This window comes from Dactylosporangium sp. NPDC005572, assembly GCF_040605515.1.
Lineage (GTDB): Bacteria > Actinomycetota > Actinomycetes > Mycobacteriales > Micromonosporaceae > Dactylosporangium.
Genome location: NZ_JBEXCY010000299.1, coordinates 1 through 7,748 on the forward strand (window position 1 = coordinate 1; position 7,748 = coordinate 7,748).

Below are 7,748 nucleotides of genomic sequence, written 5' to 3' on the forward strand. Positions count from 1 at the left end.
CCCGGCCGTCCACGATCTTGGCGCGGCAGGTCGAGCAGACCCCGCCCTTGCAGGCGTACGGCAGCTCGGGGCGCTGCTTGAGCGCGGCGTCGAGAATGCGCTCGTCCTGGGCCATCGTGAAGGTCGACTGGCGCCCGTCGAGCATGATCGTCACCTCGGCGCCGTCGACCGGCTCCTCGACCGAAGCCGGCGGGCGCGCGGCCGGCGGCTCCTCGGTGACGTGGAAGAGCTCGGTGTGTACGAGGTCGTCGGCGACCCCGCGGACGCTGAGCGCGACGCGCGCGTCGAGCACCATGCCATACGGCCCGCACAGGAACCACTCGTCGACCGTGCCCGCCGGGAGCAGCGCGTCGAGGATGCGCCCGACGCGGTCCTCGTCGAGCCGGCCGGACAGCAGCGGCGACTCCTGCGCCTCGCGCGAGAGCACGTGGATGACGTGGAGGCGGTCGCGGTACCGGTCCTTGAGGTCGGCCAGCTCCTCCGCGAACATCACGGTGCCGGCCGCCCGGTTGCCGTAGACGAGCGTGACCCGGCTGGCCGGCTCCACCGCGAGCGCCGTCGCGGCGATCGAGAGGACCGGCGTGATCCCCGACCCGGCCACGACCGCTGCGTAGTGGCGGTCACGTGAGGCCTCGAACGCGCTGGTGAAGTGGCCGAGCGGTGGCATGACGTCGACCTCGTCGCCCGGGGCGAGCTCGGTCGCGGCATATGTGGAGAATGCCCCGCCCGGGATCCGCTTGATCCCGACGCGCAGGACCCCCTCCGAAGCGAGCTGGGCGGGCGTGGAGCAGATCGAGTACGACCGGCGGACGTCCTCGCGGCGCACGGTGAGGTGCTGGCCGGCCCGGAACTCGAACAGCGGCCGCAGCGCGGCGGGCACGTCGAAGGTCACCGCGACGGCGTCGTCGGTCAGCCGCTCGACGTCGACGACGGCCAGCCGGTGGAACTTCGGCCGCTTCCTGACCGGGCGGACGATGGGCGAAACGGTCATAAGGTCTTCACCGCGTCAAATGGCTCGGAGCAGGACCGGCACCGCCACAGCGACTTGCACGCCGTGGAGCCGAACCGGGACAGCTCCTCGGTGTCGGGCGAGCCGCACTGCGGGCAGCGCACGGTCAGCGCCAGCCCGACCGTCCGCCCCGGCGGCGCGATCCCGGCGGCCGCCAGCTTGGACCGGCCGGCATCGGTGATCCAGTCGGTACTCCAGGCCGGCGCGAGGACCGTCTTCACCGAAATGTCCGCGAAGCCGGCATCACGCAGCGCGGCGGAGATGTCCGACCGGATCGCGTCCATGGCCGGGCACCCCGAATAGGTAGGCGTGATCGTCACGACCACCTGAGCACCATGAACCTCAATGTCGCGAACGATCCCCAGGTCACCGATGGTGACCACGCGCAGCTCCGGGTCGGGAACCGCACGAACCAGCTCGGACGCCGTCACCATGTCGCCCCCGGGTGCGCGCGATGCAGCACCTGCATGTCGGCCAGCAGCTTCGACAGCGCCTCGGTGTGCGCCCCGGACCGGCCGCCCGTCGGCGCCCACCCGTCAGCCGGGAGCGAGAGCGAAGCCTCCATGAGCACGCTCTGCACGGATTCCAGCCAGGACGAGCGCAGATCGGGGTACCACTCGAACAGCTCATGGGTGTAGGGCCAGACGGCGTCAAGCGCTGTCTGCATCCGCCGGTGCGACTCGTCCGTGCCGTCGCCGAGCCGCACGACCCAGAGCGACGCATGGTCGACGTGGTACGCCGACTCCTTCCGCGCCTTCCCCGCGATCCCGGCCAGCCGCTCGTCCGTGGAAGCGGACAGATCCGCATACAGCAACCGCTGGTACACGGAAAGGAACAGCAGCTTGGTCATCGTGACGGCGAAGTCCCCGTTGGCCAGCTCGACCAGCTGCACGTTGCGGAACTCGCGATCGTCGCGCAGGAACGCCAGCTCGTCCTCGCCCCGCCCGTGCCCCTCCAGCTCGCCGGCGTAGGTGAGCAGCAGGCGGGCGGCACCGAGCTGGTCCAGCGCGATGTTCGCCAGCGCGATGTCCTCCTCCATGTCCGGCGCGCGCGAGCACCACTCGGCCAGGCGCTGCGCCGCGATCAGCGCGTCGTCGCCCAGGCCGAGAACCCGCTCAAAGTCGGTCATATGTGCTCGGCGCCTTCCGGCACGGCGTAGAAGGTCGGGTGGCGGTACACCTTGTCGGCGGCTGGCTCGAAGAACGCGTCCTTCTCGTCGGGGCTGCTCGCGGTGATCGCCGCGGCCGGCACGACCCAGATCGACACGCCCTCCTGCCGGCGCGTGTACACGTCGCGGGCGTTGCGCAGCGCCAGCTCGGCGTCGGGCGCGTGCAGGCTGCCGACGTGCGCGTGCGACAGCCCGCGGCGCGGCCGGACGAAGACCTCCCACAGGGGCTCAGACATTGACTACCTTCTTCTCCGCCTGCTTCGCCGCGTGCGCGGCCGCCGCCTCGCGCACCCAGGCGCCCTCCTCGTGGGCCTGGCGCCGGTGCTCGATCCGCTGCCGGTTGCACGGGCCGTTGCCCTTGATCACGCGCATGAGCTCGTCGTAGTCGGGCTGGGTGTAGTCGTGTGCGCCGCGCTCGTCGTCCCACCGCAGGTCAGGATCGGGGATCCGCAGGTCGAGCACGGTCGCCTGCTGCACGCACATGTCCACGAACCGCTGGCGCAGCTCGTCGTTGGAGAACCGCTTGATCTTCCAGGCCATCGACTGCTCGGAGTGCGTGGAGTCGGAGTCGGGCGGGCCGAACATCGCCAGCGATGGATACCACCAGCGGTCGACCGCGTCCTGGGCCATGGCCTTCTGGGCCGGTGTCCCGTGGGAGAGGGTGTGGAGGATTTCGTACCCCTGGCGCTGGTGGAACGACTCCTCCTTGCAGATGCGGATCATGGCCCGCGCATACGGCCCGTAGGAGCAGCGGCACAGCGGGACCTGGTTGACGATCGCGGCCCCGTCGACGAGCCAGCCGATCGCACCCACGTCTGCCCAGGTCAGGGTCGGATAGTTGAAGATTGAGCTGTACTTCTGGCGCCCCTCGATCAGCATCTCGACCAGCTCCTGCCGGGAGATGCCGAGCGTCTCGGCGGCCGCGTAGAGATACAGCCCGTGGCCGGCCTCATCCTGCACTTTGGCCAGCAGGATCGCCTTGCGCTTGAGCGAGGGCGCCCGGGAGATCCAGTTGCCCTCTGGCTGCATGCCGATGATCTCCGAGTGCGCGTGCTGCGCGATCTGCCGGATCAGCGTCTTGCGATACGCCTCCGGCATCCAGTCCCGCGGCTCGACCTTCTGGTCGGCGGAGACGATCGCGTCGAAGTATCCCTGCAGGTCACCGCGGTCGGCGACGGCCTGGTCGGCGGCCTGCCGGAGGTCGCGCTCGGCGCTGTCGACCTGCTCGAGGAGCGGGGCGAAGTCGTTGCCGTACACCCTCCCAGTGTTACAGCATCCGACCGCTGCTGCAAGAAGGTGTCACACCGACCTAACGCCCACTTGAGTCAACTAGCAGGGACTTTTGAGCTGGTATTGACAACGAGGTGACGCGCGAGACGAGAGACTGGGCACGCATCGTGGTGAAGTGCCCTTCACCCGCTTACGTCCTGTTAACACCGGCAACACGTGCTCATGACCGGTGGTCGATGTACTGACGGCGACCGCCAGGGAAGGACCGCCGACCCATGCGCAAGCGCGTCGGACTAGTCGCATTCGTACTGCTCGTCGCCGCCATCATGGTCGGCGTGCCGTACGTCTGGGGCGGCAGGCTGCTGGCCCGGGACACCTCGAACGCGTCCGCGCCCGCCGCCGCGACGGCCAGCCCGACGACCTCCGAGCCGCCGACCCGCAAGGCCAACCCCGCGGCGCCGACCGCGCCGATCCTGCCGCCCGCGCTGCTGCACCCGGCCCCGGTCACCGTCAGCGCGACGGGCTTCTGGTCCTGGACCGTCCTCGATCGCCGCACGGGCGAGACCGCCGGCTCCACCAACGCGGCGACCACGCAGCGCACGGCGTCGATGATCAAGGCCTGGCTGGCGGCCGACTACCTGCGCCGCACGACGAGCCCGAGCCAGTCGAACCTCCGCCAGCTGAGCACCATGATCCGCAACAGCGACAACGCCGCGGCGTCGTACTTCTGGGGCCTCGACGGCAGGTCCGCGAGCATCACGCGGCTGACCCAGATCTGCGGGCTGACCGACAGCAAGTACTACATCGACTGGGCCAGCACGATGGTCTCGGCCCGCGACGCCGCGCGCATGGGCGCCTGCATCGGCGACGGGCGCGCTGCCGGACCGAAGTGGACCGACTGGCTGCTCAACGAGATGCGCAACGTGTCGTCGAGCCAGGAGTTCGGCATCGTGCCGGCGCTGCCGGCGGCCGAGAAGGCGACCACGGCCGTGAAGAACGGCTGGATCGCCCGCAGCGACGGCAAGTGGCACGTGAACTGCCTGGCCATCGGCTCCGACTGGGTGCTGAGCGTGCTGACGGTCTACCCGTCGTCCAAGGGCATGGGCTACGGCGCGACGATCTGCGGCGAGGTCACCCGCCAGCTCCAGATCTAGCCCTCGAAGAACGCCGGGCCGTCCGGCGGGAGGGGCGGAACGGTGCCGCGCAGCGCGGCCCGACGGGCGAACTCGCGCAGGCCGGCGACCTGGCGCTCGCCGAGCGAGAAGTCCAGCGCCCGGAAGTACTGCGCCAGGGTCGCCGCCGACAGCGTCTCCCAGCGGGCCGCGGCCTCGGCCACCTCGTCCAGCTCGGTCAGGCAGAGCTCTTTCGACCGGAGGAACGCCTCGTGCACGTCCTTCACCAGCCCGGGGTGCGCCAGCGCGAAGTCGCGGCGGACCGCCCACGCGGCGAACACCATCGGCAGGCCGGTCCAGTTGCGCCAGGCCTGGCCGAGGTCGGTGACCTGCCAGCCGTGCTGCGGCGCGTCGTGCAGCGCACGCAGCGCCACGTCGCCGATGATCACGGCGGCGTCCGCCTCGTCCAGCATGCGGGCCAGGTCGGGCGGGCTCTGGAAGTACTGCGGGGTCACGCCGACCCGCGTCTCGAGGTACATCTGGGCGAGGAGGACGCCGGTGCGCGACGTCGCGCCGAGCGCCACACGACGGCCGTCGAGCTGCTCCAGCGGTACCGTCGAGACCGCATTGACGGAGAGGACCGGGCCGTCGCTGCCGACCGCGAGGTCGGGCAACAGCAGCAGATCGTCGGCGTTGCGCAGGTACTCCACCAGCGAGATCGGGCCGATGTCCAGGTCACCGGCGACGAGCGCGGCGTTGAGCCGCTCCGGCGAGTCCTTGTGCAGGTCGACGTCGATCAGCGCGCCCGAGCGCATGAGGCCCCAGTAGATCGGAAGGCAGTTCAGGAACTGGATGTGGCCGACTCGGGGCCGCTGCAGTGCAGGCACAACGCCCATGGTGCCCCACTCCTGGCTGGTCAACCGCAGCGGGCGGTCATTGTCACAACGGCGTACCCTGCTCTGGTGCGACGCCCCCTCGCCGTGATCGCGCTTGCCCTGGCGCTGCTCGCGGGCTGCTCGAAGCAGCCCGCGACGAACCAGGATCACGCCCCGGCCGCGGCGGCATCGTCGTCGTCCGAGGCCGCCGCGTCGCCTTCCCCGTCCCCGTCGCCATCGCAGAGCGGTCCGCTCTTCACGCCGACCAACCCGGTCACGATGAACGTGAAGGGCTTCTGGTCGTGGGCGTTCTACGACCACGTGACGGGGCAGATGTACGGCTCCACGCCGTACACGACGAGTGACACCGCGTCGATGTCGAAGGCCTGGGTGGCGGCCGACTGGCTGCGCCGCCAGGCCGAGCAGAACAAGCAGCCCAGCTCGACCGCGCTCGCCGAGCTCACGCGCATGATCCGCGACTCCGAGACGGAGAACACGTTCAAGTACCACGTCCAGAACGGCAACCTGAACTCGATCAAGCGCATGATCAGCCTGTGCGGCCTCACCGAGACCAAGGGCACGCAGAACTCCTGGAGCCTGACCCAGATGTCCGCCCGCGACGTGGCCCGGCTGGCCAAGTGCATCGCCGACGGCCGCGCGGCGGGACCGAAGTGGACCGGCTGGCTGCTCAACGAGATGCGCAACGTGCGCGGTCCGGGCCGCTTCGGGCCGATCGAGGCGCTGCCGGCCGACGTGCAGAAGACAACCGCGATCAAGAACGGCTGGCTGTCGCGGGACGACGGGCAGTGGCACATCGCCTGCATGGCCGTGGGCGACGGCTGGAGCCTCGGCATCATGGCGCACTATGCGAGTTCGCTGGGGAAGGACTATGGGGCGAAGACGTGCCGGGAAGTGACGAAGCAACTCCTGACCGTCCACTAGCCCGCCAGAGCGCCGGCCCGAGGACCAGCACGGTGAGCACGCCCGCGGCGCCGCAGGCGAGCACGATGGGCCGCGGCTCGAACCGCCCCACCAGCACCCCACCGGCCGCGTAGCCGATGAGGTTGGCGCCGTTGATCACCGCGCCGAACCGCGCGAAGAAGGCCCCACGCACCGCCGCCGGCACCCGCCGGGCCGCGAGCACACCGAGGAAGTTGTTCTCGGCCCCGTTCATGGCGCCGCCCAGCAGCCACAAGGGGTACACCATCCACACCATCGTCGCGAAGCCCGACAGCAGGACCGCAATGGCGGTGGCCAGGTGCAACCCCACCAGCGCACGCCCGAGCGCCTTGTCGTCCCTGGCCCGGGACGCCGCCAGCCATCCGCCGGCCAGCATGCCGGCCGTCCACGCCGCCTCGACCAGCCCGAACTCGGCCGGGCTCCCGCCGAGCGTCTCGCGGATATAGAAGACGCCGACCACCATGTTGACGTTGAGCGTGAGAACGAGCGCGGCGATGAGCAGGAGGAGCGGCCACAGCACGGGTTCGTGGCGGATCTTCCATCCACTGGTACCGCCTTCGGCCCGCTCGTGCGCCGACACTCTGCGCCGGGTTCGCAGGAGCAGCCCCGCTCCCACCACCGCGAGGTACGTGCCGGCGTCGATGAGCAGCGGCGCCCGCAGCCCGAACGCCCCCACCAGCACGCCGGCGAGGGCGGGCCCGGCCAGCGACCCGACGGAGTTGGCGGTCTGTGAGATCGCCATGGCCCGCCCGATGCCGTCGACCCCCGCGACCTCGGGCAGCAACGCACTGAACGTGGGTGTGGTGATCGCGACCCCGGCCGCGAGCAGACCGGCGAGCCCGACGAGCACCCAGGTGCTGGTCGTGAACGCCATGGCGGCACAGACGCCGACCTGCGCCAGCCCGACGGTGGTGAGCAGGACCCGGCTGTCGACCCGGTCGACCAGCCGCCCGACGAGCGGCGCGAGTGCGACGACGGGCAATACGGAGGCGATGAGCACCGCGGCCACGGCTACGCCGCCGGCCCCGCGCTCCTGGAAGGCCAGCACGAGCGCGGTAGCGGCGAGGAAGTCCCCAAGCATCGAGACGCCACGCGCGGCCGCGAGCAGGTACACGTCACGGGGAGATGTGAAGGACATACTTCGAAAATAATCCTTCGCATCTACTGCTGTCTACACCCCACACGTGCCACCTTGCCCAGCGGCGCCGCACACTCGACGAACGCCCACCGCTTTTGATGCATCACTTTTGATACATCAGAAAGGATGCATCACTCCTGATGCATCACTCCTGATGCATCAGAGGCGCCCCGGGCAGCCGTCCGGGCCGACCACAGAGCTGGTCGCGCCGGACCTGCGCCGCAACCTGGGCCGCAACCTGGGCCGCAACTTCGGC

Annotated in this window: 9 protein-coding genes; 2 read left to right on the forward strand and 7 right to left on the reverse strand. The window is 70.2% G+C overall.

The features are described from left to right. The 5 genes from ABZS66_RS57185 to paaA form a co-directional block, all read right to left on the reverse strand. The coding region (locus tag ABZS66_RS57185; RefSeq protein WP_354772672.1) for a 2Fe-2S iron-sulfur cluster-binding protein at nt 1-991 on the reverse strand (991 nt) is incomplete at its 3' end. Beyond that, complete coding sequence (gene paaD / locus ABZS66_RS57190; RefSeq protein ID WP_354772674.1) at nt 988-1,443, reverse strand: 1,2-phenylacetyl-CoA epoxidase subunit PaaD; 456 nt, start codon at nt 1,441-1,443, stop codon at nt 988-990. The genes ABZS66_RS57185 and paaD, both read right to left, overlap by 4 nt. Next, nucleotides 1,437-2,138 carry a 1,2-phenylacetyl-CoA epoxidase subunit PaaC gene (paaC, locus tag ABZS66_RS57195; protein WP_354772676.1) on the reverse strand — a complete coding sequence of 234 codons (702 nt, stop codon included), beginning with the start codon at nt 2,136-2,138 and terminating at the stop codon, nt 1,437-1,439. Before paaC ends, paaD begins: the two co-directional genes overlap by 7 nt. Then, nucleotides 2,135-2,413 carry a 1,2-phenylacetyl-CoA epoxidase subunit PaaB gene (gene paaB, locus ABZS66_RS57200; RefSeq protein ID WP_354772678.1) on the reverse strand — a complete coding sequence of 93 codons (279 nt, stop codon included), beginning with the start codon at nt 2,411-2,413 and terminating at the stop codon, nt 2,135-2,137. Before paaB ends, paaC begins: the two co-directional genes overlap by 4 nt. Next, nucleotides 2,406-3,434, reverse strand: coding sequence for a 1,2-phenylacetyl-CoA epoxidase subunit PaaA (gene paaA / locus ABZS66_RS57205; protein ID WP_354772680.1), 1,029 nt, complete (start codon nt 3,432-3,434; stop codon nt 2,406-2,408). Before paaA ends, paaB begins: the two co-directional genes overlap by 8 nt. A 248-nt stretch (nt 3,435-3,682) precedes the next feature. On the opposite strand from paaA, the gene ABZS66_RS57210 reads away from it, so the two are divergent. After that, nucleotides 3,683-4,561: a hypothetical protein gene (locus ABZS66_RS57210; RefSeq protein WP_354772682.1), complete on the forward strand. Its 879-nt coding sequence runs from the start codon at nt 3,683-3,685 to the stop codon at nt 4,559-4,561. On the opposite strand, the gene ABZS66_RS57215 is transcribed toward ABZS66_RS57210, so the two are convergent. Next, a complete protein-coding gene (locus ABZS66_RS57215) occupies nt 4,558-5,415 on the reverse strand; it encodes a menaquinone biosynthesis protein (RefSeq protein WP_354772684.1) in 858 nt (285 codons plus the stop codon). The two genes, ABZS66_RS57210 and ABZS66_RS57215, sit on opposite strands and share 4 nt — an antisense overlap. A gap of 66 nt (nt 5,416-5,481) precedes the next feature. Between ABZS66_RS57215 and ABZS66_RS57220 the strand changes: the two genes are divergently transcribed. Beyond that, nucleotides 5,482-6,336 carry a hypothetical protein gene (locus ABZS66_RS57220; protein ID WP_354772686.1) on the forward strand — a complete coding sequence of 285 codons (855 nt, stop codon included), beginning with the start codon at nt 5,482-5,484 and terminating at the stop codon, nt 6,334-6,336. Here ABZS66_RS57220 and ABZS66_RS57225 read toward each other — a convergent pair. After that, entirely contained in the window at nt 6,248-7,492 is a 1,245-nt protein-coding gene (locus ABZS66_RS57225; RefSeq protein ID WP_354772688.1) for an MFS transporter, read from the reverse strand. The two genes, ABZS66_RS57220 and ABZS66_RS57225, sit on opposite strands and share 89 nt — an antisense overlap. Nucleotides 7,493-7,748 lie beyond the last annotated feature (256 nt).

Coding starts and splice junctions, on each gene's coding strand:
- paaD (WP_354772674.1), bottom strand. CDS start 1,443: ATGGTGACGGCGTCCGAGCTGGTTCGTGCGGTTCCCGACCCGGAGCTG.
- paaC (WP_354772676.1), bottom strand. CDS start 2,138: ATGACCGACTTTGAGCGGGTTCTCGGCCTGGGCGACGACGCGCTGATC.
- paaB (WP_354772678.1), bottom strand. CDS start 2,413: ATGTCTGAGCCCCTGTGGGAGGTCTTCGTCCGGCCGCGCCGCGGGCTG.
- ABZS66_RS57210 (WP_354772682.1), top strand. CDS start 3,683: ATGCGCAAGCGCGTCGGACTAGTCGCATTCGTACTGCTCGTCGCCGCC.
- ABZS66_RS57215 (WP_354772684.1), bottom strand. CDS start 5,415: ATGGGCGTTGTGCCTGCACTGCAGCGGCCCCGAGTCGGCCACATCCAG.
- ABZS66_RS57225 (WP_354772688.1), bottom strand. CDS start 7,492: ATGTCCTTCACATCTCCCCGTGACGTGTACCTGCTCGCGGCCGCGCGT.